Genomic DNA, 26,645 nt, shown 5'->3' on the forward strand with positions numbered 1-26,645 from the left:
TATCACTTTATGCCGAAAGTCCCTTCTCTCCCGGTTCGCCACAATAACGTTGTGTATGTTTTTGACACTGCAGTTGATGGATACCAGGACCTGCTCGCCGGAATCGAGCGTCCGGCAGATGTGCTCCTGATCGATGGAATGCGCGGCGGTCTCGGGCAGCTTGCCGATGGGTTTGTCGGTCGAACTGGTGTCAGAGAAGTGCACATTGTCTCTCATGGCCGGGATGGCGTCCTGGTGTTGGGAACTGATGTGTTGTCGCGTGAGACGCTGCACAAACACTCAGACGCATTGATGGTGCTCAACCGGGCCCTACACGAATCCGCAGACATGCTTCTTTATGGCTGTGAGATAGCCAAAACGGAAAAAGGCGAAGCGTTTGTTGCGGACCTCGCGGAAGCAACAGGCGCCAACATCGCAGCGTCACAAACGCTGACCGGTGCGGCAAATCTCGGCGGGGATTGGGAATTCGGTTTCTCATGCGGCAAAACTACTACTGAAATCGGCTTTTCGGATCAAAAACGTAACGCTTTTGCAGGTGTGTTGCCCACGTTTGATTTCACCGGCGCAACAGGGAATGGGACAGCAACCGGAACTGAAACCGAATCCGGCGTCACAATGACCGTTACACTTGATCAGGGATCAAACTGGATCATTGCGGATGGCGGCGGGCTCCAAGGATCGATAGCTGATATTATTGCTGCTGGCAGCAGCAACATAAACTACACGGTTACGTTTTCATTTAACTCTGCAATCAACATAGAGGACTTTTACTATTTCGAAGGCGACAATAGCACATCGGGAACCTCTTCCTGGGTGTTTACTGTTACAGGGGGAAGCGGGACAACACTTACTTATGTAGCTGGCGATTTTAACGGAAATAACGCACTAACTGTTGATCCAACTGATTGGACAAATGTCACATCCTTTACAGCCACGGCAACTGGCACTGCAGGATTTCAACCAAGTTTCGATTCTATAAACTTTACAATTCCCGTCGCAAATTCCGCCCCCGAACTCGGAGGGACACCTGCCGATGACACAGCGACGGAAGATGTGGCTACTGCGATCGACCTGTCGGCCTACAATGTGTCCGATGCAGATGGCGATACAATCACGCTGACGCTGGCTGTCGACCGGGGCACAGTTGCCTCGATAGATGGCAACGGGACCACAGCCGGCGTCACGGTAGCCAATTCCGGCACCGGATCTATGACCCTTCAGGGCACGGCTGCCAATCTCAATACGTATCTCAACGATACATCCAAGATTACCTACACCACAGCCTCCAACGATACGACCACAGCTGTTCTGACGGTCACGCCGAATGATGGCACCGTGAACGGCACGGCGGATACGGTCAACATCACGATTTCGGCGGTGAACGACGCGCCGGTCCTGGACGCCGCGCAGTCGCCTGTTCTGACGGCCATCGACGAAGATGCGGGCGACGATGATGGGTCCGGCGCGGACGGCGATGACGATGGCGCGAACAATGCCAACAATGGCGGTACTTCCGTGGCTACGCTCGTGGTCGACGGGTCGATTACGGATGCGGACGGCGGCGCGGTGGAGGCCATTGCCATCACCACCGTCGACAACACCAACGGCGTCTGGCAATACTCGACCGACAACGGCACTTCCTGGAATGCTTTTTCCGGGACAACCGGATCGTCTGTCGACATTACATCGACGGCGCGGCTCCTTGATGGCAGCTTGAGTGGGGCCAGCACACAACTCGTCCGGTTCGTTCCGGATGCGGGCTACAATGGCACTGCCACCATCACATTCCATGCCTGGGACAAATCCTCCGGGACTGCAGGCGGGACCGCCGATGCATCCACGACCGGCAATGCAACGCCGTTTTCAACCGCCTCGGACACGGCTTCGATCACGGTCAACGCGGTCAATGACGCACCGGCCTTCACGGGCCTCGACGGCACGCCCGCGTTCACCGAGGGCGGGTCAGCCGTGGTGCTGGACGCCAATGTCACGGTTGCAGATGTCGAACTGGACGCGCTGAATGGCGGCAACGGCGACTATTCGGGTGCCAGCCTGACCATTGCCCGCAATGGCGGCGCGAATGCCGTCGATGTCTTTTCGGTTCCGACCGGTGGAAATCTGACCGTCGCCGGCGGCCCGAATGGTGGGGGAACGATCACGGCAGGCGGCAATGTGATTGCCACCATAGCCAATACCGGCAATGGCCAGATCCAGCTGTCCTTTGCCGATAATGGTACCGCGCCGACGACCGCACTGGTCAATGAGGTGATGCAAGCCATCACCTATCAAAATACCGGCAATGACCAGACGTCCAATCCTCAGCTTGACTGGACGTTCTCCGATGGCGCCGCCAATGGCACGGGCTCGGTCACCGTCACTCTGACGGATGTCAATGATGCCCCGAACCTGACGGCCACCGGTGGCAATCCAACCTTCACCGAAGGCGGTGGAGCCCAGGACCTCTACAACACCGTCAGCGCCGATACGATCGAAACGGGGCAGACCTTCACCGCGTTGACCCTAACCGTGACCAATGTGTCTGATGGCGCTTTGGAAATCCTGTCATTCGATGGCTCGGACGTGGCGTTGACCAACGGCAATTCGGTTACCACCGCGACCAATGGTTTGACCGTCAACGTGTCTGTCACCTTAACGACGGCAACCGTCTCCTTTACGGGTGCAACGCTTTCCAACGCGCAACTGCAGACGCTGGTGGACGGCCTGACCTACCGCAACACGTCGGACACCCCGACGTCAACGGGCAACCGGGTGGTGACCATAACCGGCATCACCGACAGCGGTGGAACCGCAAATGGCGGCGCGGAAAGCTCAGCTCCGAACCTGAGTTCGACAGTGACCGTTGCTGCTGTGAACGATCAGCCAACACTGAGCAATTTTGGCCCGGATGCGGGAAACGTCGCCTATACGGCGGGTGCGACGACCTTCACGGCTTTTGACTCAGGCGTTGCCGCCAACCTTCAGGATGCCGAACTGGATGCGCTCAACGGGGGCAACGGGAACTACAACGGGGCCACCATCACCCTGGTTCGCAATGGCGGCGCAGATGCCACGGACCGTTTTGGAATTTCGGGCGGGACGGTTGCGCTCGACAACGGGTCGACCGTCACGGTCGGCGTTACCAATATCGGGCAGGTGACCGCTGGAAGCGCTGTAGGCGGGACCGTCACGATTACGCTCAACAGCAGTGCAACCTCGGCTTTGGTTGACACGTTCTTCCAATCCATAGGCTATACAAACACAAACGGTGCTGCGAGCGGGACGGTGACAATTGACGTCACTTTCAATGATGGCAACAGCGGATCGCAAGGCTCAGGCGGCGCACAGTCCGTTACACAGCAGGTCGGTGTTGCAATCGGCAATACGCCGGTTCTGGATCTGGACGGCAATGACAGCGCGGGAACCGGCTCCGGCGGCTACGCAGCAGCCTTCACGGAGAGCACCCCGATCGCGATCGCCGATACAGATGTCGCGCTGACCGATTCCGATGCGGGCGCAACGATTTCAGCGATCACCATCACCCTGACCAACGACCAGAACGGGGCCGATGAAGGTTTGACCGTCAGCGCCGCGGCCCAGAACGCGCTCACGGGCATTGCGGGCGCTGCGGACATCACCCGCCAGGACACAATCTCGATCACCGGCGCCACAGCGAGCCTGGCGGAAGTTCAGACGTTTTTGCAAAACGTTTTTTACGACAACGTCTCGGATGCCCCTGATCTCACTGCCCGAACCATCACGGTGACGGTGACCGACAATGACGGCCTGACCTCATCAAGCGTTACCAGCACGGTCTCGGTGGCAAACGTCAACGATGCCCCTGTATTCGCAGGCGTGGACAACGCGGCCGCTTTCACCGAGGACGGCGCTGCCGTGGTGCTGGATGCCAATGCCACCGTTGCCGATGCCGAACTCGATGCTCTGAACAGCGGCAACGGCAACTACAATGGGGCAACGTTGACACTGGCGCGCAATGGTGGCGCCAATGCGGAAGACGTCTTTGCAAACAACGGATTGCTGGGGGCACTCACCGAAGGCGGCAATCTGACTTACGACGGCACGACTGTTGGCACGGTGACGACCAATTCGAGTGGCACTCTGGTGCTCACGTTCAACGCAAGTGCAACATCGCTGCTGGTCGACAATGTGTTGCAGAACATCACATATTCGAACAGCAACGACACCCCGCCGGCGAATGTCCAGATCAACTACACGTTCAATGACGGCAACGGCGGGACGCAAGGATCAGGCGGGGCCGGATCGGATACGGACGATTCGATCACAGTCACCATCACCGCGGCCAACGACGTGCCGGTGTTCGCCAACCTCGATGGCGATACACCTTCCGGGGCACCAAATACAGCCATTGCCTTTGATGCCGGCGGCAACGCCACGGTGACGGACGCTGATTCGGCAGATTTGAACACCGGGGTTCTGACCATCACCCGAACCGGCGCGCTGGAAGGCAACTTTGCTCTTAACGATGCCAACGCCACATCCGGCGGCGACGGCACGATCGGTGCTGGTCAAACGGTTGCTGTTGGCGGGACCAATATCGGGACTGTCACAACGGATGGGCAAGGGGCGAACAACCTTGTGATCACATTCAATTCGGCTGATGCGACACCGGCGCGGGTTCAAACGCTTCTTCAGGCCCTGACCTACACCAGCAGTGACGCCGGGTCCCATGGCTTCACCGTGACCCTCACCGATGGCGATGGCGGCACCTCCTCAGCGGCAACGGTCACTCTGAGCGTTGCCGCCCCCCCATCCGGCGGCGGCGGATCGACGGGGCCGGTGACCGTTGAAACCGAAACCGGAACTGACGACAGTGGAACTCCGACGACAACGACTACGGTCAGCACCGGAACCAGTGGTGGGTCGGCCGCAATCGTTCAAAACACCAACAACAACGGCAACGTTGTGACCGCGACCTTGCCGGCCAGTACGACGATTACCTCCAGCGGGCCGAGTACTGCGCAGTCGACAGCAGATGCGCTGATCTCTCTGGTAAATGCAGTGGATGAACGCAATTCCGAGGCCGAAAACGAACAGATCATTGCCGCGCAGACATTTCTCAATCAACTTCCGCAAACCACCACACTGGATGTGCGCACAATCATCCCGACGACCACCCAAACAAGTTTGTCGGAGCCGATCGTTATAACCGGAACTTCGGCATCCGGAGGCTCCAGCCAATCGGAAGCCTTCGTGATTGATTTGCGGGATCTGCCAAGCGGCTCGACCCTGCAAATTGACAACATCGAGTTCGCGTCGATCATGGGCCCGACGAGGGTCACCGGCGGCGCTGGCAGTAACTTTGTCGTAGGCGACGACAAAAACCAGTTTATCCTGTTGGGGGAAGGGGATGACCAGCTTTATGGCGGCGGCGGCAACGATACCATCGGCAGCACCACCGGCAATGATCAGATCTTCGGCGAAGCCGGAGATGATCTTCTGTTTGGTGGCACCGGCAACGACACGCTGAACGGCGGTGCAAACCGGGATGCTGCGCTTTACGGTGTGACACAAGATGGCGTCACAGTGTCTGGAAGCCGCGGCGCAGCAACCGCTGTCGATGCCGGTGGAACCGACACTTTGATCGGTGTCGAACTTGTGGTCTTTACCGGTGAAAACACGACCGGCAAGGATCGGGTGACCGTGCTGCTCCAAGACGAGGCACCCGTAGCCGGGCAATACGGTTTCAATGAAGCAGCCTATCTTAATGCGCATCCGGACGTCGCGGCGGCGGTCACTGCCGGTGTTTTTGCCAGCGGGGCGGAGCACTACGCTCTGTTCGGTCAGGCTGAGGGGCGTGCTGTCGATCTTGTGTTCGATGCGCAGTTCTATCTGGCCGACAATCCGGATGTTGCGGCTGCGGTGACGGCAGGTGTTTTTGCCTCGGCCTCCGAGCACTATGAGCTCCACGGCTCTGCAGAAAACAGATCGCTCAATCCGCTGTTTGATGGTGAGTATTATCTCACGCAAAACGAGGATGTTGCCAATGCGGTGACTTCAGGGGCTTTTGAAAGCGCCTACCATCACTTCGTGCTTTACGGCGACCAGGAGGGACGGGCTGCGTCCGTGTTTTTCGACACGGCCACCTACCGCTCCGAGCAAGGACTTGGCAGTGATGTAAGTGCCCTGGAGCATTTCCTGCTGATCGGCCTGCCGCAGGGCGTTACGGCACCAACTGCCGCGGATTTTACCTCTGAAGGGCTCGCATAAGACCCTCACAACCCGGCCGGTGTCACTGGCCGGGCGTACGTTGGTGGATCTTCCGATTCAACGCAGACCAAGTCGGTGACGTCCAAATTACCCATCGTCTGCGCCGCTTCGAAAACCTTGAAGGCGGACGATCTGCCGCCCCTGCGCGTCAAAGTTTTCGGGGTTCAGCCATTTTTCGAAGGCATCTCTGCACAGCGGCCATTCGTCCCGTACAATGGAAAACCAGGCAACGTCCCGTTGCCAGTTTTTGATGATCATTGCACGCCGCCAGGTGCCTTCGTGCGTAAAGCCAAGGTTGAGTGCAGCACGAAACGACCTGGCGTTTTGCGCCTGGCATCGCCACACAAGCCGCTCATACTGTAAACCATCCATACCCAGGCACATCAGAAGGAAGATGGCTTCCCGCGCCTCCCGCGATCCTTGCAGAGCGGGTGAAAACCAGATGCTACCGATCTCGAACGCACCATAATCTTGATAAACGTCGCATATCGAAAGCCAGCCTTCGGCTCGGCCTGACGGTCCAATGACAGCCCAGAACGGCTGGGTATCGCGAGAGCTCAAGTCCGCGATCAGGGATTTCAGGTCTTCGCGGTCGTCGAAGGGGCCATAGCGCAAATAGGTAAAGCTGTCCGGGGCATCCTTGGCACACATCCAGAGGTCATCCAGGTGCAGGGCTGAAAGTGGCTGCAACTCGATGTACCGCCCGGAGAGGGCCGTTTTTTCAGGGAAACTCCATTTCCCACGATCCATTGCTTTACCCAATGACACAGCAGCACAGCTTCTTGCGGATTTCTGACCCCTTCGGATGCCAAAAATGACAGGACTTCGCAATGACATCGACGTCCGCAAGTCAGTCATTCGGTGCCTGTGCGGCGAACGTCCGTTTTCCGCCCAACCGATCATTTCCCTATGTTACGAATGAACGCCAGCTTAAGACATAAAACTTTGAAAAACCTGTTGCTGCATTGAAGAATCTTAGCTGCCAATTAGCAAAGGGGTACTGAACGTAGGCGGCTATTGACTAGCTAAAAGCGCAAGAATATGCGCTTGACGGATCGATCGGACGTATTGGCCGGCCTTTCCCGCCCCTTGGCAGCAGCCTATGAAAAAACCAGTGCCGTCCTGGAGGACATGCACCTTGCCAGCATCACGGACAGCCCCATGCCAGTGGACCGCAGCAAGGAAGCAGCGCGCGACCTATTGAATGTCTTGGAGAGCGATAGGGTCCACGCCTGGCTAAAGGCGGTCAAGACACATCACAGCCCCACCTTTGGCCATTCTCTGGAAGTGGCCGGGCTCGCGGGCTGGTTTGCAAACGAGCTCGGCTGGACGCGATCCGAGTGCCTTCAAGTCACCGCTGGCGGTCTCCTTCACGACATTGGCAAATCGCGGATTCCCTTGGCCGTGCTCGACAAACCGGACGTCTTGAACGAGGCGGAAAGAGACCTGGTGCGCAAACACGCGGGATTCGGCTATCAGATCATCAAGCATCGAACGGAAGTGGACAACGTGACAAAGGAAATTGTCTTCTTTCACCACGAGCTCCTGGATGGCTCCGGATATCCCTTCGGCTTGTCCGCGGACAGGATCAGTTTGAAGGTGCGCCTTGTGACGATCTGCGATCTCTATTCGGCCCTGACCGAAGAACGTGCCTACAAGGAAACACTGTCCCCGCGGCAGGCCTTTGCCGTGATGAACAAGATGGACAGGAAGATCGATCAGGATCTCTATCGCACATTCCGGTCCCTGATTCTGCCCCGGGAAGGATTTGGCCGGGTTCAAAGAGCCTGACCTGAGCGCGGTCGCGGATGAAACCTCGGTCACATTGTGTTCGAGCGCTGCTAAAATTTCTACCTATTGAGGCGGAATTTTCCGGCCGGATTCCTCCTGAAGTTGAACGATACACCACAACACTTCGCTCTGTTGTGCTTCACCCATTTTTCATTGCGACAGACCTGTGTCAGAACTTGTAGGAGAATTTCAGTGTGCCGCTGTGGCTGGAATAGCCGCTGCCGAATGCGCTCTCATATTCCGCGATCAAGTTAAACCCGGCTTCATGTGTAAGCTGTGCGCCAGCTGCTACCCGACCAACGACGTCAGCTATTGGAATTGCGCTATCAAATGTACCAGACCCCGCAAACGCTTCACTTAAGGAAGCAGAAGTCGTCCACTCGTCCTCGCTTGAAATGCTCACGCCACCCCTAACAAAACCTCGAGCTTCCCAACTGTCTGAAAGTTCTAGGTGCGTTCCCACCTCCAACGCAGGGGTTGCGATAAAGGCAGTCTGGCTTTCACTGGCCACCTTTACATTGTAGACACCGGCATCGCTTTCTTCGTACCCGCTGGCATATGTGCTGATAACGTCCAGATCCACAAAAGGGCGCACATAGGCTGTTTGGCTGCCGATAGTATATGCAGCGCGCACACGGCTGGAGATAGTTGCAACATCCATGTCTCCCCGGGCCACCCCATTGAAACTCGGTAAATCAATCAAGCGGGTCGTCTCGAATGTGCCGTAACTGCCTGACACTGCGCCCGATAGAAGCAATGCGCCCCACTGCCGCTTCAAGGCGGCGGCAATGAAGCCCGTATCACCGTCCACACTCGATAGGCCATAGTCGCCGTCATAGGAGGAATTCTCATAGCCCGCTGCGAAACCTATGAACCAGTCGGGGTGAAATTCGAACTGGCCTCCGGCGGCCATACCATAGACCGTACCGTCATATCCGGGTGCGCCGTCCTGATCGACCGCTGCGGCCCCTAAGGTGCCCCAAGTACAGGGTTGTTCTTTCAAAATGGATGCATCGCCAGAGAATTGCGGACAACTCAACACTTTTCCGAGGCGGCCCTGAGCCAGCTGCGTTTGTGCGGCCACGGCTGCCTGCGAACCACCAGAAGACAGGACGGACAAGCCTCTGGCATAGGCTTGCCCTGTGGCATCGCCTTGCGCCAGTCGGTCAAGGTCCGCGAGCAGCGTTCCATAAGTCCCGCTGCTGGTATCGAAGAGAGTATCCATATAGGCACCGACATTGCGTTGGTTACCATTGATGGCGGCAAACGCGCTTTCAAAACGCGTATCCGTTGCCGATACCTTGATGGTGTTGTTTTCCCTGCGAACATTGTAGATCACCGCAGGATTTTCGGCGGCTACAACGTCCCCCGTGACCGTCCCGGCAATAGTCACCACGTCCAGCTCGACATTAGGCGCCAAGCTGCCCGGGTTTACAGACAGGTATCCGGCGAGAGCCGCGTCCCCTTCGACCGAAAAGATATCGCTGCGCGCGCCGACGAAGTCCACGCCGACTTGCAATGTACCGGTCTGTTCCTGGCTGAAGTTGCCGGTAAGTCGCGTCGTCCCATTCGCACCTTTATCGCCGATTTGAGCGATACCGGCATTGGTCATGTGACCGGCATATTGCGTCGCTCCCCGCAAGGTCCCGCTTGCGTGGTTTCGTATGAGGCCCAGGACCGGGCCATTTGCCTCATGCAGTGAGATGGAACCGTCAATGGTGCCGGTGTTGTCCACGAGCAGTGTGCTCGATGCCGAAGCCCCGCCCGTTTCGCGGATTTCGTGCCGGATGGCATGACCTCCGGTGCCAGCCACCACCAGGGCATCGGCCGTCACTTGGAGCGTGTTGGCGGATGTACCGCCAACCGTCTGCGTCGCGCTCGAGCTGTCGCCCGTGCCACCGGTTACGGTGCCGTTGATCTGAATGCTGATGGGTTGGCTGCTCTCGCCATAACCCGTGCTTTGGGCATAGATACCGATTGAGCCCGCGCCACTTGCGGTGATGGTTCCGGATTGGGTGACCGAAACCGCACCGCCGCTGCCGCTGCCGGTTGTGGTGCCAGACGCGCTGCTGCCGGCAAACACACCGTTACTGTCTCCGGCAAGGCCGCCCCCGCCGCCAATCGACTGAGCCAAGATGCCGAATGCGCCGTTCCCTGTCGTAGTGATATCGGCATTGACATCCATAGTCACTGCGCCGCCGATCCCGTCACCGGGGTTGATCAGGATAGCGCCATTTGTGAATGCCCGGCTGGTGTCTCCCACGATACCGCCGCCGCCGCCAATCGATTGGGCGACGATGGCATGCGCCCCGCGCCCGGCCGTTGTGATGCCCGATCCTTGTTCCAGGGTGATGGAAACGGCCCCACCGTCACCTGTTGCCCCGCTGGTGCCGTTGATGTTCAGTTTTTTGATACTGGCGCCATCGGCGCTGCCGGAAACACCGCCTCCGCCCCCGATCGACTGCGCTAGAATACCGAATGCCCGGTCACCCGACGTTGAGAGGGTGACTCCGCTGTCAATGCTGACCGTGTTGCCACCGCCGCCGCCGCCGCCATTGCCGCCCACGGACAGCTCGAAGCTGTGGCTGTCATCGTCATCAGAGGCTTTGCTGCTGCCCGCTCCAGCGGTGCCTCCTCCACCCCCGATGGACTGTGCGGCAAGTGCAAAGGCATCATTGCCCTGTGTGGAGACCGTGAGCATGTCCCCGGTCACGGTGATCTCGCCGCCATGCCCGGATGCACCTCCACCACCGCCAAGTCCGCCGCCGACAGCAATCGTCGCATTTGCAGAATCCGATCCGTCAGCGCCGTGACCTCCGCCGCCACCGATGCTTTGGATGAGAACGCCGTGCGCAGCGTGACCTTTCGTGGAAACCGCTGAACTGCCACCCGTGAAACTGGCCGTAATCGCGCCCCCGCTTCCGCCTGTTCCGCCGGTACCGCCAATGGCAAGATCCACCGTGGCGGTTGCATCGCTGCCCGCCGCGGTGGCGGTTCCGGCCGTGCCGCCGCCGCCGCCGATGGATTGCAGGACGATCCCGTCAGACCAGTCTCCCAGCGTGGTTACGGTTCCGGTGTGGGTCAGACCGATATCGCCACCGTCCCCGCCGGTACCGCCTGTGCCGCCAGCAGAGGCTGTAAACGCGTAGCTTGTTTCATCGTCACCGCCAAGAAATCCGTTGCCGTCGTCGCCTTCATCGCCCGCATCGCTTCCGGCAGATCCCCCGATCCCGCCGGATCCGCCAATCGATTGCGCAATGATGCCGTCTGAATCGCCTCCGTCTGTTGAAATCATCCCACCGGTTGCCAGATCGACATACCCGGCGGCCACGCTCCCGCCACCGGTCCTACCGACACTGACATTGACGCTTCCGGAAATCTCGGTATCGTCGCCTTCACCACCGGTTTCACCCTCGCCTTCTCCTTCGCCGCCAACACCGGCAGAAGCCGACAGTCCGATATTGCCCCCCTGGCTGGTGCCGCCACCGCCTGTAATGGCCTGGGCCACAAGACCGTGGGCGTTGGCTCCATGCGTGCGGATAGATGAGCCGGATGCAAGTTCGACAGTGACGGTGTCATTTGAACCGGAGGTTCCCCCAGACCCGCCCAGGCCTATGTCCAGGGACGCGTTAAACCCGCCTCCGATCTTGTTGCTGGAGGCGCTGCCAACCCCGCCATTGCCGCCGCCACCGCTGATCGACTGGGCCACAACCGCGTTGGCATGGTCGCCAAACGTTTCGACAAATGTATCTTCATCGAGGCCGATGACAACGACGTCGGAGTTTCCACCGGTTCCGCCGTCACCCCCAATGCTGGTGCTTATATCGAGCGAGATCGTATTGGCATCTCCGATTGTATCTGAAAGCGAGGACGCGCCGCCGCCATCACCGCCGCCGCCACCCACCGACTGGGCCAGGATCCCTACGGCGCCGTCCCCTCCAGTAAGGACGGAGCTGCCGCCTCGGAGACCAACACCGACATACGCCCCATTGCCGCCGACGCCACCCGAGCCGCCGACGGCGGTCGAAATAGAAACTGCGAAGGAGACGTCCTCCCCAGTGGGGGCGGCCAAAGTGACGGCATCGGCCGTTGCCGTTCCGCCGACACCACCGCCGCCGCCAATGGCCTGGGCGACAATACCATGGGAGTCTGTTGCCGATTTATCGGGCATCGGCTCGCCTGGTGCAAAGTTGAAACCGGTTCCAATGGTGGTCTGGCTCACTACGACACTTGCGGCCTGCCCGTCGCCACCCGGTCCTCCCGTGCCGCCAACTGCTGTATCTATGCTGACACCGATGCTGCCGTTATAGCCGGTTGCCGAGCCCCCCGTGCCTCCGCCGCCACCGACGGACTGGCTGACGACCCCCGCCGAGCTAGCACCCCGGGTCACGAGAAACGAGCCATCGAGCACTGTGGTCACCTCTCCGCCATCACCGCCGATGCCGGAACTGCCGCCCACCTGAACCGGAACAAGCGTCACGGCTCCCCCGTTCAAGGCGTTGCCCCCGTTTCCGCCACCTCCGCCTATGGATTGGCTGATAAGGCCCTGCGCATTGTTTCCTCTGGTCTCCAGCTGCAGCTGGTTGAACGCCATGCGAACCGTGCCGCCGTTACCGCCCGCGCTGCCGGACGCTCCGATCTGGATATTTGTAATGGACGCAATGTCGACCCCGGTCGCGGACCCGCCGTTGCCGCCGCCACCGCCAACGGATTGCGCCATCGCCCCGACGGAGAAATCGCCCGTCGTAAGGATGCCGGAAGAACTCGCTTGAGCGGCTTTCGATCCGCTGTCGCTGGGCGCAGTCGAGCAGCCTATGCTCGTGTCATACACATCGGTAAGGCACACCGATCCGCCATTGCCACCGACGCTGCCATCGCCCCCGACACCGCCGCGGCCGACATTGGCAACAGACAGATCGAACACGTTACCCCCGGAGCCGCCGCCGCCGCCGATGGACTGGACTGAAATCCCGTGGGAGAACTCGCCCGCCGTCGTGATCTGCCCCCCGACGTGATAGGCCTCAGCCTCGCCGCCGTTGCCACCGGCAGAGCCTGAACCGCCAACGACAAATATACCGGCGCTGCCTGCCGCCGAGCCTCCGCCGCCCCCGATGGACTGGACAGAAATCCCGGTAGAGGCATCGCCGCTGGTTGTGATATCGCCATTGTTGGTGGCATACGCGCGCGCGCCATTCGACCCGCTGCCCGCCTGACCGCCAATTGACAATGCGCCGCCGTCCATGCCGGCTAAGCCGCCGCCGCCGCTGATCGACTGGACCACAATGGCACCCGATCCGTATCCGGTCATGACCAGATTGCCAGTGTTGTTGACAATGGCATTTCCGGCCGCCCCACCTCCGCCGCCATCACCGCCAAGGCCAAGCACAAGCCCCGCGCCGATGCCGCCCGTCCCCCCGGATCCACCGATGGATTGCGCGACCAGACCAGTTGCGTAGTCACCACTTGTTGTTACCCCGGTGGCAGAAGTTATTTCCACCTTGCCAGCGTTGCCCCCATTGCCCCCGTTGCCGCCGGATCCGGCCAGCACCCCGGTAAAGTCCTCGCCGGTGCCGCCGCCACCGCCGATCGAATGCAAGGTGATCCCCGACGCAAGATCGCCGCTGGTTGTGACAGTCCCCGAGTTGCTGAAAAGGCCGACCGTCCCACCATTTGCTCCGCGGCCACCGGTACCGGCATTTCCGCCACCCAGACCGCCCACCGATTGACCAATCACGCCGTAGGCTTCCCGCCCGCCAGTCGAGACAGATCCGCCGAGGTTCACCTGAATATTGCCGCCGGTTCCCCCGGCACCACCGGTCGAATCTGAATCGCCATTGCCGTTCCCGCCGACGCCGCCGACAGACCGGGCCATGACACCGGCCACCCCGGACCCTATCGTCACGATAGAACCCGTATTGCCGGCGGTGACCGATCCGGCTGCGCCACCAACGCCACCGGCAGCCTTGTTGGACGACGCGCCGCCGTTTCCAGCAATCGACTCGGCAAAGATCCCGGCTTGATAGCCCCCAATCGCATTTGCCGTTTCCGACGTATCCACGCGGACGGACCCTGAGTTGGTGACAGTAACCGTCCCGGCTGATGCGCCGTCCCCGCCGTCATCATCGTTGTCAAACGACGCTGTGCCATCCCCCCCATCGCTGCGGGCGTAGAGTCCAGACACCCCGTCGTTTCCGGCCGCCAGTTCGCTGTAGTACACGCTGACGGAGCCATTGTTGGTGAGTGTGACCGTCCCGCCGGCTCCGCCTGGACCATTGTCCTGGCCGCCCGTGCCCCCCTGGCTTACCGCCTCAATCCCACGGCCGAGATTGCTGCCGAACACGGGCGCACTCTCACTGCCGAGCGTAACTGTGCCGCCGGCCGCATTCGTCACGGTGACCTGGTTTCCATCTCCCGCCGGGCCGCCAAGCTGATCTCCAAAGACATAACTCGGGTTTTCATCACCGCCATCTCCGCCAACGCTGTGTGCCCGGATGCCCCTCAATTGCGCGGAAACGTCTAGGGTCGCGGATTGCTCAAGCAGAATGTTCGCATTGTTGGTGACGCTCACAATGCCGCCCTCGGCACCGGTTCCACCGGTTGCATTGTTACCCGGCTCGGCACCGTTGCCACCAAAACTGAAGATTTCGATTGGCGCGACTTCGGTCACCGTATCCTGCTGAGACGAGGTGCCCGAGGTTGTAATGTCCCCGTTGTTCGTGACCGAAATCTGCGGCCCTTGAGTGCCGTTGACACCGTCATCGGTCGTGCCGTTCAACCCGAAGAAATCAAGAAACAGCTCGTTGCTGTTCTCGTTGTGGTTTGCTGTGTCCGTATTTTGCGAAAGTGTTGCGTTGTTGACCAAGGTCATTGTGTTTCCGGATTGGAAACCGAACTGGACAATGGAAACGCCGTCGGTGGTCCCAGCATTCAGTGTGCAGCTTGCATCGCCGTAGGTGACAGATCCCGAACAGTCATCGGCCAGGAGCGGGCTGGACATGAGCAGGGCGAGTGCGGATGTTGAGACGAGCAATCCCACCTTGGCTGCACCCAGGCAAAGGACCAAGCCGAACCCATTACGGTCCTGCCTATGGCCAGCCGTCAACACGCGATATGTCATCCAAGCGCCCCCCAAGCAACTTTCAGTCGTACGGGGCGAAGACTTGGCCCACCCCTGACTTGCAGGGTCGACCTTCTCAGCCGCACCGGAGACATCGCAAGTTACGTTCGATGAAACGGCAAAAACACTCGATGAACTAGCATACTGGGCCGGGACGATGCGCACATCAGGTTGCAGACACCATTGACTGTTGTGCGAAGGACTCGCAAGGTCATTGGTGAGAAACAGAACCGCGAAGGTCAGCAACCTTTGTTATGAAATTGATAGACCTAATAACGCGCACCGAGAACCCCATGGGCGCGTTTCAGCTTGATCCGCGTTCTTCCGCTGAACACGGGGCACTCAACGGAACTGGCCTGACCCCAGATGATGTTGGCTTTCCTCTGCTGAAGGCACACACGACCGTCTGGATTTTCCTGGCCACATTCGGGTTCGGCGCGCGCGTTATTTTGTTCAATGATACGGCACTTGCCGCGACAATGACGTTGGTGCTCGACCCCCTCGCATACGCCATCACAGCCGGGTTTCATCTGACTGTGTCCCGTTTGGGTGTTAAGATATTCGGCCCACGTTTCGCAGTATTGGGTTTGATGTTTTGTATCGTTGCGGCTATCGCGCTGGCCGCAATTGGTGGTGGAATCCTTGCGGGTTTTGGAAAGACTCTCCCATGGCGCGACGGAGATGTGGCAGCGATTCCCGGTGCCTACTATTTTGCGATCCTGGTAAGTTGGGTATCGCTCTATGCCTGGACGATGTCGTGGAGCAGAGCCCGAGCAGCCGAAACAAGGCGCATTCTCGCTGAAAACAATGCAACACGCGCTGAACTGAATCATCTGCGCACACAACTAGATCCACATTTTCTGTACAATGCACTGAACACCATTGCGGCGGAGATTCACGACAATCCTGAAGTTGCGCTAGACATGACCCGCAACACAGCTGCTTTTCTGCGCCATAACCTGGAACAGCATCAGCACCCAGTCTGCTCTTTGGGTGAGGAGATCGATAGTCTACACACCTATTTAAAGATCCAGGAAGGCCGCTTTGAATTGCCTTTTCGGATGGAGCTCGATGTCTCGGGCTCTGCTGCTGAACACCTTTTACCTCGCTGGACACTCCAGGTTCTGGTCGAAAATGCGTTTAAGCACGGCGCTTCCTCGGATTTAAAACTTCGGGTGTCAGCCCTGAGCGATGACGAGGTCCTGATCCTACAAGTAAAAAACAAGGGACAACTGGTCCCGGGCAAGACTGACACCGGTATTGGCCTTGCTAATCTTCGCCGTCGGCTTGATGTACACTTTCCATCGCGTCATCAACTGCGGCTCCGACCTGACAAAGACGACGTGGTCGTTGAGCTCCAACTCCAAGGTGAACCATGCTTCGCCTAATAGTCGTGGATGACGAGCCCCCAGCCCGACGGTTGCTCAGCCGTATGTGCGCCTCACACGACGACGTGGAGGTCGTCGGAGCGGCTGCGAACCTGGCAGAAGCCAGTTCGCAACTCAAAGCCCTTTCCCCCGACGCAGTCTTCCTCGACATAAACCTCGGACAGGATCGCTCAAATGGTTTTGCACTCTTGGATGGCAAGCAGAGCCAAGTCCAAATCGTTTTTGTGACTGCGCATGCCGACCACGCTGTCCAGGCCTTTGACCATGGCGCTGTCGATTACCTTTTAAAACCGGTCGAGCCAGAACGGTTAAAACGGGCAATTGATCGCCTCAGGTTGAACAAACTGCACTTGGAAGCAAAGGCAGTTGCTAGTGACGAACAACGGGTCACGATCCGTGTGGATGGTACAATTCAGTTCCTGGCGCTACGCGATATTGCGATGCTTCAGGCTGAGGGCGATTACACGCGTATTCACCTCACCCACGAGAGAGAGATACTGGTGAGCAAGAGGTTGGGACAATTTGAAGCGGATATTGAGCATCCTGATTTCGTGCGTATTTCCCGGTTCTTAATCATGAACCGCGCTGCCATCAGAACGATCAGGCACGCGGAGGCTGGAAAGCAGGCGGTCACCCTAAAGGGTCAAGACGAACCGATCATCGTCGGCCGTGCCGCCGCTCGGCGTCTTCGCGCTTGGTCTAAACAATAAACCCTATATCTAAGTGTCTTAGGATATCTGCGATCAGATGGAAGAAGCGCCGGAGCCGGGAAGGAATTCGAAGTCATCACTGCACTTACTCGTTAAGGCTTTTCGCATCCCAATCAATATTAACATGACCCTGACCATGAACCTGACACTTCGGCGAACACCGCGTGCGTCGGTGTCCTGGGATGGCGAATGACCTCGTGGGACAGATAACGACCTGAAAGGACCCGCGCGTTTTTCTGGCTACATCTCATGTGCTCGCTCTGCCCGATGCTGCCTAAATAATGTCGGTTTTGAGATTGATCCAACATTCCCGCCTCCCCGGCACTAATGAACTAGAACGAAAAATGCGCCGCCCGGTTGCCCGGTGGCGCACTTGGTGAGAGTGACTAAACTCTAACGTTTAGTGTCGCACTAAATCAACCCTCAAATCCCCCAATAGCTGTGCATTAGCCATTTGAAGCGACTTCATACTTGCGTTCTAACGGCCTGCTCCACGTTGCATGCAGTTGAAATATTGTATCTTTTTCCTCGCATTCAGGAAATCCGAACCAATCAAAAATTTGTTTCTGGTCGCGTTTAACATCCTTGTTGTGCAGAGGTTTGACAATTGATGCGATCTTTGAGAGTTACGGCATAAGCCTTTGCGATTGTTAAGATACATGCCTACTCACATTGAAGTCAGCCATATTCGCGTCAAAGCAATTTCATGCAAAACCATCCTGCAACTGATCAAGAACAGCTCTAACCGAGCCCCCATTTCGATCACGAGGAGTGTAGCCATGGCTTGAGCGATTGGGCTCGTTTTCATCAGACAATGTTGTTTTATATATACTGTTCTTATGCATGCCCACTGTGGTTGGCATGGCATGCCAATCTGTATTGGCATGGGGTGATGCTCCAACATCAGCCACGGCAAGACCGCCGGTTTGCAATTCGGTCTCCCAAACTCTCAAACAGCACGACTTGAAAAGCTCTGATTTCATCGCACTGTCGCAATCTAACAAAAATCTTTTGGGATAAGTTTGGGGTAAGTTTGGGGTAAATTGTGGGGTTAATCCGATATCTTATGAAAAACTTTTATCCATAATATCAATATTTTAGGTCTTTTGAAAAAGAGTATTCGAATCCAGGTTCCCCAGCCAATTATTCTGTAAGTCATTGATGTAGCGTTATTCTACCCTGTTCCGGATCGAATTTCGGTAATTTATTCAACTGGCACACAAAACCAGACCCCAGAAGTTTTGCGTCTTGTCATAGCATCGCTGTTGGGGCATTGGGCAATGGTCCCGTCGGCAAAACTCTCAGAATCTCATGCGTGGTGGCAAGGCTTGGTACCGGCGACCACACTTTCATGATTTACTTTCGAACTAAGATCCAAACCACACGCTTTCATTGAGCATTAAACAGTCGTGCTCTTTAATTTCAGTACGCAAAGCAGACGGTTATGTAGAGACATGTGCCCTTCAGTAGGACCCGAAGTGCACGCCAGTTACCGGTCATGTCCGCAGAAAAAACTCTGCTTCCAAGATCAGCCCGGCACCGACTTGACAATTAGCAGCACCGATCCGGAGGAAGCGATAGAAAGCATCAGAACGCGCCCCACCGCCTGCGTCATGAACCTTCGTGCCCAACGCCCTAAACCGTACCCGATTAGCAGCCCCGGAAATAGCATCAGGCCATCCAATGCCAGCCGGACATTGAACACCCCCACATAAGCAAGCGCACAAAGAGAGGTGATGTAGGAAAACGTGAAAACCAAAGCCATGGTCGGGCGCGTTTTTTCCAATGGCTCGTTTTGGTACATGATAACAAGCGGGGCACCCGGAATGCCTGATGTTGATCCCATGATGCCGACGGCCACGCCGCATATCGAGAGGTTTCGAGGTGTGAATGGCGGCGCCTTTGCAAAAATCGAAATTGCGACGGCCAGCAGTATCAAGCTTGCGAACACCACGGCCAGCCTGTCCCCAGGAATGCGGCTCAGGATAGCAGCACCGATGAGTGTGCCGACCAGAATGGCCGGACCAAGCGCCAAGATCTCGCGGCGAACGACATGAGAACGTCCATCACCAAGCATGAAGACAGACAAAAAGAGATTGATGAACAACATCGGCCCCGGCACGAAACTGATGCTCACAAGCGCCAGCAACGGCGCGGCAATCATCGCGAACCCCATGCCTGTGGAAGTCTGGACCAAAGCGGCGATCACGACGGCGCAATTTGCCAATAAGAATGCGTCCAGTGCGTGACTTACTTCCACGAAAAGGCTCCCTATCCTGTCTTCAACCTCTTGGTTCCAGACAGCTGTTCCACCGCCACCGGACCAGACCCGTTGATTTGATTGGGGTACAAACACCCAGACAAAGCGGTTTGCGCGCTTTCAAAACCCGAGCTGGGAGCTGTAAACCTTAAAATGGCGGCGCGCGCAGATTTTCTGTTAGCGCGCGCCTTTTCTGCCACTTGTTCGCGACGGGTTAGACCGCCTGCTCCATCATATCCGCAGGATCGATGCCGGCGACGCCAACCGGTTTTTTCATTGCGTCACGGCGGAAGGGTTCTCCCAATTCCTGATTGATCATCGCCTCGATTAACGTAGTCTTTCCGGCCTTTTGATCTTCAAGTGCCTGATTCAGAGCGTCGGTCAGTTCTTGCATGGTGCGGGCAACAACGCCCTTCAACCCGCAGGACTGGGCGATCCCTGCGTAAGAGACCCCTTCATCAAGTTCAGTGCCGACGAAGTTGTCGTCAAACCAGAGCGTCGAGTTTCGTTTTTCCGCGCCCCACTGGTAATTGCGAAAGACGATCTGGGTAATTGCCGGCCATTCGCCGCGTCCGATCGCGGTCAGTTCGTTGACGGCGATGCCAAAAGCACCGTCTCCGGCAAAGCCCACGACCGGCACATCCGGGCAGCCAATCTTGGCTCCGACAATTGATGGCAAGCCGTAACCGCACGGCCCGAAGAGCCCTGGCGCGAGGTATTTGCGGCCCTCTTCGAAGGACGGGTAGGCATTGCCAATTGCGCAATTGTTACCAATGTCGGACGAAATAATCGCCTCTTTCGGCAGCGCTGCCTGGATTGCGCGCCATGCCATTCGCGGACTCATCCAATCCGGCTTAGCCGCACGTGCGCGTTCATTCCATGTTGTTCCTGGATCGTCATCTTCATGATCCATCGAAGACAATTGCTGCGCCCAACGGGACTTGACGAGCGAAACACGAGCCAACCGTTCCTCGCGTCCATTATTGCCCGCAGTATCCGACAGGTTCTCCAGAATACCCTCCGCGACCTTTTTCGCGTCACCGACGATACCGACCGTAACCTTCTTGGTTAGACCGATCCGGTCTGGATTGATATCGACCTGAATGATTTTCGCATCCGTTGGCCAATACTCCATGCCGTAACCGGGGAGCGTTGAGAACGGGTTCAATCGCGTACCGAGACAGAGAACGACGTCGGCCTCCTTGATCAGTTCCATACCGGCTTTCGACCCGTTGTATCCCAGTGGCCCGGCAAAAAGCGGGTGCGAGCCTGGGAAGGCGTCGTTGTGCTGATACCCCACGCAAACGGGCGCCGAAAGACGCTCAGCCAGCGCAACAGATGCAGGAATTGCGCCCGAGAGGACCACCCCCGCACCATTCAGGATGACAGGACTCTTGGCGGAACTCAGAAGCTCGGCTGCCGCGGCAACCGAGTTTTCACCGCCCGGCGAAGCTTCGAAAACGATCGGGTCGGGGATCTCAATGTCGATGACCTGTGTCCAGAAATCCCGCGGCAGATTGATCTGGGCCGGGCCACTCAGGCGGCGGGCTTGCGAGATCACACGCGTCAGAACCTCGGCGACGCGCGTCGGGTCACGAACCTCTTCTTGATATGCCACCATATCTTCGAAAAGCTTCATCTGCTCTACTTCCTGGAAGCCGCCTTGTCCTATGGTCTTGTTCGCTGCTTGCGGAGTAACTAGCAAGAGCGGTGTGTGGTTCCAGTAGGCGGTTTTCACTGCAGTTACGAAGTTGGTAATGCCCGGGCCGTTCTGCGCGATCATCATCGACATTTTGCCGGTAGCGCGCGTGTAGCCGTCAGCCATCATCCCAGCGCTGCCTTCGTGCGCGCAGTCCCAGAAGGTAATGCCCGCAGTCGGAAAAAGGTCAGAGATCGGCATCATGGCAGATCCGATTATGCCGAAAGCATTTTTGATTCCGTGGCGTTGGAGAACTTTGACGAAGGCTTCTTCAGTCGTCATTTTCATGCCGTTACTCCCTTGGAGATGTACATTAGAACTGGAATTCGGGGCGCTACATTGCGCCAACTTTCTGGTCTTCCAGGATCATGTCGGACACTTTCTCACCGATCATGATTGCTGGAGCGTTGGTATTGCCCGAGACGATTTCGGGCATGATCGAGCAGTCAGCGATACGCAGTCCCTCAATGCCGTGAACGCGCAGTCGCTCGTCGACAACTGAGCCTTCGCCTTTGCCCATCTTGCAGGTGCCTGTTGGATGATAGATTGTCGTCGAGTTATTCCGCGCCCAGTCGAGCGTGGCTTCGTAGTCGTCGATATCAAGCGAGGCGTCCGGCCGGAATTCTTCTGAAATCTTATGCTTCAGCGGAGCATGCTGAGCGATGCGCCGGGCGATGTTGATACCGGCCACGATCGTCCGGCGATCGGTCTCGGTCGACAGGTAGTTTGGATGTATTTTCGGATAAACGCTGGCATCCGGCGACGCGAGGCGGATTTCACCACGACTTTCCGGGCGAAGTTGACATACCGACATCGTAAAGGCTGAAAATGGGTGAACGCCTTCTCCAGGACTGTCGGCTGACCAAGGCTGAACGTGAAACTGGATGTCCGGCGTATCAACGTGATCACCTGTGCGCAGGAACCCCGTCGCCAAGCTGGCGGCCATCGTCATCGGTCCGGCGCGGAACAGCGCATACTTCAACGCGATACGTGCCTGGTTAAGTAGGCTCCGCACTTCGTCGTTCAAAGTTGGTTCGTTACACTTAAAGACCAGGCGCGCCTGTAGATGATCCTGTAAGTTCTTGCCGACGCCCGGCAGGTCAGCAACAACATCAATACCGTGTTCTTTCAGGTGTTGGGCCTCTCCGATACCCGACACCTTCAAAAGCTGCGGTGAGCCGATTGCACCTGCCGACAGAATGACTTCTGCGCGTGCTTTCACAGTGTGCTCGCGCCCCTCAGTGTCGCGATAGACGACACCTGTTGCGCGGCGCCCTTCAAAAAGGATGCGTGTCGTTGCTGCCCGGGTCACAATCTGAAGGTTCGAACGCGACCGAACCGGTTTCAGGAAAGCAACGGCAGAGGAGCATCGCCGTCCATTCCGCGTCGTGAGCTGAAAATACCCAACGCCTTCCTGTTCAGCGCCATTGTAGTCGGGATTGAGAGGATAACCTGCAGCCTGGGCTGCCTCCACCCAGGCATCGCAGATGGGCCTTTGCAGGCGCATGTCCGATACCGACAACGGACCGCCCTGTCCATGGAATGCATCAGCGCCACGCTCTTGATCTTCCGAGCGCTTGAAAAGTGGGAGGACATCGTCCCAACCCCAGCCTGTGTTCCCCATTTGACGCCAGCGGTCATAATCCTGCGGTTGCCCGCGAACATAAAGAAGGCCGTTGAGAGACGAAGACCCTCCGAGCACTTTCCCTCGCGGCCAGTCAAGTTGCCGGCCATTCAATCCTGGATCTGGCTCTGTCTTGTAACACCAGTCGACACTGGGGTTATGCATGGTCTTGAAGTAACCGACCGGAATGTGGATCCACAGGTTTCGATCCGCGCCGCCCGCTTCCAGAAGGATGACCTTGGTGTTCGGACTCGCACTCAGCCGATTTGCGATCACGCATCCCGCCGAACCGGCGCCGACGACCACAAAATCTGCTTCCATCTTCAAAAAACCCTCCATCAGATGCAATTATCTCTATGCAAGTTACCAATACTAATCTAGCTTTTTTTGATAAATTCAGTATCATTAATTCACAAAATGGGAGGAATAAATGGGAATTTATGATCGCATAAAGGGTGTCTCACGCCGAGATTTCTTCAAAATTGCAGGCACTTACGGCATGAGCTCGACGCTCTTTGCCGCAGGCGCGTTCGGCGGTGTAATGACGGCGGCGAACCTCGCCAGAGCGGCAGAGTCCACTTACAACAAGCGCTTCGCAAAGGACGCCAAGCACACTCTGAAGTTCGGCGCAGCCGGATTTAACCCGCAAAACTTGTTGATCGAGCGGGCCGGCTGTCTTGAGTTCGCCCGTGACTTGGAGGAGCGTACGGACGGAGAAATCCGCATCGAATTCATCGGCAATAACCAGATTTGCGGCCAGCTCTCGTGCGTCGAGAAAGCACAGCAGGGGATCATCGATCTCTACGCCGCGTCGACCCAGAATTCAGCCGGTGGCGCGCCCTACCTCAACGTCCTTGACTATGCCTATATGTTCCGCAGCCGCGCTGATCAGTACTACTTCATGTACTCACCGGAATCGCAGCGGATACTGCGTGAACCGTTCGAGAAGCGTCACGGACTGAAGTTCCTGTTCACACACGCTGAACTTCGGGGCATTCAGCTCGGTCTGTCCTGGCAAGACAAGGAAACGGTCACATCGATTGATCAACTGGCAGGCACCAAGAACCGCGTTACGGGAACGCAGCTTGGCCGGATCGCAATGAATGCACTCAACCTGAACCCCGTGCCTGTCGCGTGGGAAGAGACACTTGACGGCCTCAAGCAAGGGTTGATCGATGGTGCTGAGACATGGGCTTCTGCCGTGGCCTACGCCAACATGTCACCGGTTGTAAGCCAATGTGTCGACCTGCGGTTCTTCTGCGGTACCGAGCACACGGCGATGACCGTATCAACCTTCGACAGCCTGAGTGGCGAGTTGCAGGATGCCGTTATGGAATCCTCATACCTCACCCAAGTTCACGTGCAGGCAGCAAACGAGGCCGCTCTCGTCAATACCGTCGGTTTCTCCAACCCGCAGTTGCCGGACACGATCTTCGCCCAGAACAATGTTCGGGTTGCGTCTCTGTCGGATGCCGAAATTCGCAAGGCCGAAGAAATGTGCTCGCCGGAGTTCCAGCCGCAGCTGTGGGAGCAATGGCGCGAACGCATCAATGGCTGGGCCGGTGGCATTGACACCTACCAGGACATCTACAACGAGGTGCGCAACAACCCGCACACTCTCGCTGAAAATGTCGAACCGCGCCGTTGGTGGAAAGGCTGATAAAATCCCAATGCCTATTGCCGGAGGGCCTCTGCAAGCAGTGTGTGAGGTCCTCCGGCAAAGAATAAATGACCGGATAATCCCGGCGACAATAGGAAACAGGGAGGACGGCCGATGGAGCTCTGGTCCGATTTGGCTGCGCTCATCAGCGCGCTGGGAAGTCAAGATTCTTGGACGATCCGGCAGGCGCTTTCACCTAATACGGTCTACATTTTCGGTGCCGTGTTCCTCGCACTTTCGGGGATTCTACTTGCCTGGATTTACCACCATGTCCCCGTCATTGAACGCTACTTCGAACGAACCGTTATGGTCACCTGCTATCTTTTGACGGCAGCCATCATCTTCTGGGGCGTTATTGACCGTTTCGTCTTCTCAAATCAGCAACCCTGGTCAACCACCATTCCCCCGTTTCTTTTCATGATCATGGCGCTCTTCGGGGGAGCCTACAATATCCGGATGCGGACGCATCTCAGCTTCTCTGAATTTCGAATGATCATGCCGCGGACGGCACAGTTCGCCTGTCTGCTTCTCGATTTCGTTCTTTGGTTTGGCTTCGCGCTTATTCTTCTCGTGACAACCCTGCGCGTGGTTGCGCTGTCCGCTTCGAACTTTCAAATCGTTCTGGGCACAGACAATACCATGCAATGGTGGTTCCTGTTGTCGGCTCCCATCGCCGCGACGCTTATGGCGGCGCGTGCGGTTGAAAACATCGAAGATGACATAAAAAACATGCGCGCTGGCAAGCCCCTCCTCCGGCAGGCGGTTATTGGAGGAGATACCTGATGACGGATGGAACCCTTGTCACGCTGATCTCCGTCGGAGTCACGATACTCTTCATGCTGGGCGTCCCGGTGTTTTTGGTGATTGCCTATTGGGTGGTTGGCTGCTCATTCGTTCTTGGGCTGACCCTCGACAACATGGGCGCCGAGATCCTTAACGTCTTCAACAAGGGCTTCGCGCTTCTCGCGATGCCGCTTTTCATTCTAACTGGGGACCTGATCAACAAGTCAGGAATTGCGCGGCGGTTGTCGGACTTCGCGTATGCTTGTCTTGGGTGGCTTCGAGGCGGGTTGGCCATGGCCTCACTCGGTGCTTGCGGTTTGTTTGCCGCGATTTCAGGTTCAAACTCCGCCACCACCGCAACGATCGGTTCGATGTTGCATCCCGAGATGGTCAAAGGCGGCTATGACGAGCGCTTTTCTGCCGCAACAGCGGCTGCAGGCGGAACTGTCGGCATCATTATCCCGCCGTCGATTATTTTCATCGTCTACGGCTTTCTCATGAATTTGCCGATTTCGGACCTGTTCGTTGCGGGTATCGTGCCCGGCGCACTCATGGTCATCGGAATGCAATTCGCCTGCTGGATTATTTGCCGCCTCAACGGATGGGGCTTTCTGATCCCACTCCAGTTGAACCGGGTGCTTAAAACCGCTTTCGGTGCATGGCTTGGCTTCTTTGCAATTGGTCTTGTCCTTTGGGGCATCTACACCGGAAAATTTTCGCCGACCGAAGCCGCAGGTGTCACTGTCGGCTTCTGTATCATCGCAGGGCTTCTTTCCTGGCTCATCAGCCGCCTTACGCGCCAGAACCGCGATCGCACTTGGCAGGAAAAGAACTATGCGGAAATGCTGGTCGTCGAGGGTTTCACTCTCTGGCAGGTTCCAGGGATCACGATGCGGTCGGCCGAGATCACCGGCATCCTTGCGCCGTTGATCGCGATTTCTGTGGTAATGCAGCAGATCCTGTCGCTTCTCGGAGCGCAGCAGGTTATCGGCGATTTCGTAACCTCCATGGGCGGTTACTATGCGGTTTTGTTTACCGCGATGATCATCGTGTTTTTCTCCGGCATGGTGTTGGAATCCCTTCCGGTCACGATCATTCTTGCGCCTATCCTTGCCCCGATCGCTGCAAGTGTGGGTGTCGATCCGATCCACTTCTCGGTAATCTTTCTCGTTGGCGCTTCTATCGGGTTTATTACACCGCCTTATGGGCTAAACCTTTATGTGGCATCTGGCGTAACGGGAGTGCCATATTTCCGGCTCTTGCGCTATACGGTGCCTTATCTGGTAGCGCTGATCGGGGTATGGATATTTGTTTCTCTCACACCAGAGGTCGCGCTATTCTTGCTTCCAGACAGATAGGGAAACTGA

13 protein-coding genes are annotated in these 26,645 nt (G+C 57.3%); 7 read left to right on the forward strand and 6 right to left on the reverse strand.

Going from position 1 to position 26,645, the window contains the following annotated elements; genetic code table 11:
* The first annotated feature begins 9 nt into the window (after nucleotides 1-9).
* Nucleotides 10-6,246, forward strand: a complete 6,237-nt coding sequence (locus AC0J4F_RS17760) for a DUF4347 domain-containing protein (RefSeq protein ID WP_473024205.1) — start codon at nucleotides 10-12, stop codon at nucleotides 6,244-6,246.
* 87 nt (nucleotides 6,247-6,333) lie between these two features.
* Here AC0J4F_RS17760 and AC0J4F_RS17765 read toward each other — a convergent pair whose 3' ends face one another.
* Nucleotides 6,334-6,996 carry a GNAT family N-acetyltransferase gene (locus tag AC0J4F_RS17765; protein WP_133947522.1) on the reverse strand — a complete coding sequence of 221 codons (663 nt, stop codon included), beginning with the start codon at nucleotides 6,994-6,996 and terminating at the stop codon, nucleotides 6,334-6,336.
* A gap of 297 nt (nucleotides 6,997-7,293) precedes the next feature.
* Here AC0J4F_RS17765 and AC0J4F_RS17770 point away from each other — a divergent pair, with 297 nt between their 5' ends.
* Nucleotides 7,294-8,037, forward strand: a complete 744-nt coding sequence (locus AC0J4F_RS17770) for an HD domain-containing phosphohydrolase (protein ID WP_166672730.1) — start codon at nucleotides 7,294-7,296, stop codon at nucleotides 8,035-8,037.
* 169 nt (nucleotides 8,038-8,206) lie between these two features.
* On the opposite strand, the gene AC0J4F_RS17775 is transcribed toward AC0J4F_RS17770, so the two are convergent.
* Nucleotides 8,207-15,154 (reverse strand): autotransporter outer membrane beta-barrel domain-containing protein, encoded by a 6,948-nt coding sequence (locus AC0J4F_RS17775; protein WP_473024206.1) that lies wholly within the window; start codon nucleotides 15,152-15,154, stop codon nucleotides 8,207-8,209.
* Between the two features lie 293 nt (nucleotides 15,155-15,447).
* On the opposite strand from AC0J4F_RS17775, the gene AC0J4F_RS17780 reads away from it, so the two are divergent.
* Together AC0J4F_RS17780 and AC0J4F_RS17785 are read left to right on the forward strand one after the other, a co-directional pair.
* Nucleotides 15,448-16,542: a sensor histidine kinase gene (locus tag AC0J4F_RS17780; protein WP_473024207.1), complete on the forward strand. Its 1,095-nt coding sequence runs from the start codon at nucleotides 15,448-15,450 to the stop codon at nucleotides 16,540-16,542.
* A 32-nt stretch (nucleotides 16,543-16,574) separates the two neighbouring features.
* Nucleotides 16,575-17,252 (forward strand): LytR/AlgR family response regulator transcription factor, encoded by a 678-nt coding sequence (locus AC0J4F_RS17785; RefSeq protein ID WP_473024208.1) that lies wholly within the window; start codon nucleotides 16,575-16,577, stop codon nucleotides 17,250-17,252.
* Between the two features lie 704 nt (nucleotides 17,253-17,956).
* On the opposite strand, the gene AC0J4F_RS17790 is transcribed toward AC0J4F_RS17785, so the two are convergent.
* From AC0J4F_RS17790 to AC0J4F_RS17805, 4 genes are all read right to left on the reverse strand, one after another.
* Nucleotides 17,957-18,235 (reverse strand): hypothetical protein, encoded by a 279-nt coding sequence (locus tag AC0J4F_RS17790; protein ID WP_166672733.1) that lies wholly within the window; start codon nucleotides 18,233-18,235, stop codon nucleotides 17,957-17,959.
* Nucleotides 18,236-18,780: 545 nt separating this feature from the next.
* On the reverse strand, nucleotides 18,781-19,416 hold the full coding sequence (locus AC0J4F_RS17795) for a sulfite exporter TauE/SafE family protein (RefSeq protein WP_473024209.1): 636 nt from the start codon (nucleotides 19,414-19,416) through the stop codon (nucleotides 18,781-18,783).
* Between the two features lie 310 nt (nucleotides 19,417-19,726).
* Nucleotides 19,727-21,499, reverse strand: coding sequence for a sulfoacetaldehyde acetyltransferase (xsc, locus tag AC0J4F_RS17800; RefSeq protein WP_473024210.1), 1,773 nt, complete (start codon nucleotides 21,497-21,499; stop codon nucleotides 19,727-19,729).
* A 46-nt stretch (nucleotides 21,500-21,545) separates the two neighbouring features.
* The gene (locus tag AC0J4F_RS17805) at nucleotides 21,546-23,156 is read right to left on the reverse strand and encodes a GMC family oxidoreductase (RefSeq protein ID WP_473024211.1); all 1,611 of its coding nucleotides are present in this window, start codon (nucleotides 23,154-23,156) and stop codon (nucleotides 21,546-21,548) included.
* A 109-nt stretch (nucleotides 23,157-23,265) separates the two neighbouring features.
* On the opposite strand from AC0J4F_RS17805, the gene AC0J4F_RS17810 reads away from it, so the two are divergent.
* The 3 genes from AC0J4F_RS17810 (at nucleotide 23,266) to AC0J4F_RS17820 (ending at nucleotide 26,636) form a co-directional block, all read left to right on the forward strand.
* Nucleotides 23,266-24,495 (forward strand): TRAP transporter substrate-binding protein, encoded by a 1,230-nt coding sequence (locus tag AC0J4F_RS17810; protein WP_133949812.1) that lies wholly within the window; start codon nucleotides 23,266-23,268, stop codon nucleotides 24,493-24,495.
* 114 nt (nucleotides 24,496-24,609) lie between these two features.
* Nucleotides 24,610-25,278 (forward strand): TRAP transporter small permease, encoded by a 669-nt coding sequence (locus tag AC0J4F_RS17815; RefSeq protein WP_209175743.1) that lies wholly within the window; start codon nucleotides 24,610-24,612, stop codon nucleotides 25,276-25,278.
* Nucleotides 25,278-26,636 (forward strand): TRAP transporter large permease, encoded by a 1,359-nt coding sequence (locus AC0J4F_RS17820; RefSeq protein ID WP_473024212.1) that lies wholly within the window; start codon nucleotides 25,278-25,280, stop codon nucleotides 26,634-26,636. The genes AC0J4F_RS17815 and AC0J4F_RS17820 overlap by 1 nt, the downstream gene beginning before the upstream one ends.
* Nucleotides 26,637-26,645: the final 9 nt, after the last annotated feature.

Source organism: Roseibium sp. R5, from assembly GCF_055755305.1.

Excerpts from the sequence above, each read along its gene's own strand:
- AC0J4F_RS17795 (WP_473024209.1), bottom strand. The coding sequence starts at position 19,416 with ATGATTGCCGCGCCGTTGCTGGCGCTTGTGAGCATCAGTTTCGTGCCG.
- AC0J4F_RS17805 (WP_473024211.1), bottom strand. The coding sequence starts at position 23,156 with ATGGAAGCAGATTTTGTGGTCGTCGGCGCCGGTTCGGCGGGATGCGTG.
- AC0J4F_RS17775 (WP_473024206.1), bottom strand. The coding sequence starts at position 15,154 with ATGACATATCGCGTGTTGACGGCTGGCCATAGGCAGGACCGTAATGGG.
- xsc (WP_473024210.1), bottom strand. The coding sequence starts at position 21,499 with ATGAAAATGACGACTGAAGAAGCCTTCGTCAAAGTTCTCCAACGCCAC.
- AC0J4F_RS17780 (WP_473024207.1), top strand. The coding sequence starts at position 15,448 with ATGGGCGCGTTTCAGCTTGATCCGCGTTCTTCCGCTGAACACGGGGCA.
- AC0J4F_RS17790 (WP_166672733.1), bottom strand. The coding sequence starts at position 18,235 with ATGAAATCAGAGCTTTTCAAGTCGTGCTGTTTGAGAGTTTGGGAGACC.
- AC0J4F_RS17765 (WP_133947522.1), bottom strand. The coding sequence starts at position 6,996 with ATGGATCGTGGGAAATGGAGTTTCCCTGAAAAAACGGCCCTCTCCGGG.
- AC0J4F_RS17820 (WP_473024212.1), top strand. The coding sequence starts at position 25,278 with ATGACGGATGGAACCCTTGTCACGCTGATCTCCGTCGGAGTCACGATA.
- AC0J4F_RS17760 (WP_473024205.1), top strand. The coding sequence starts at position 10 with ATGCCGAAAGTCCCTTCTCTCCCGGTTCGCCACAATAACGTTGTGTAT.
- AC0J4F_RS17810 (WP_133949812.1), top strand. The coding sequence starts at position 23,266 with ATGGGAATTTATGATCGCATAAAGGGTGTCTCACGCCGAGATTTCTTC.
- AC0J4F_RS17815 (WP_209175743.1), top strand. The coding sequence starts at position 24,610 with ATGGAGCTCTGGTCCGATTTGGCTGCGCTCATCAGCGCGCTGGGAAGT.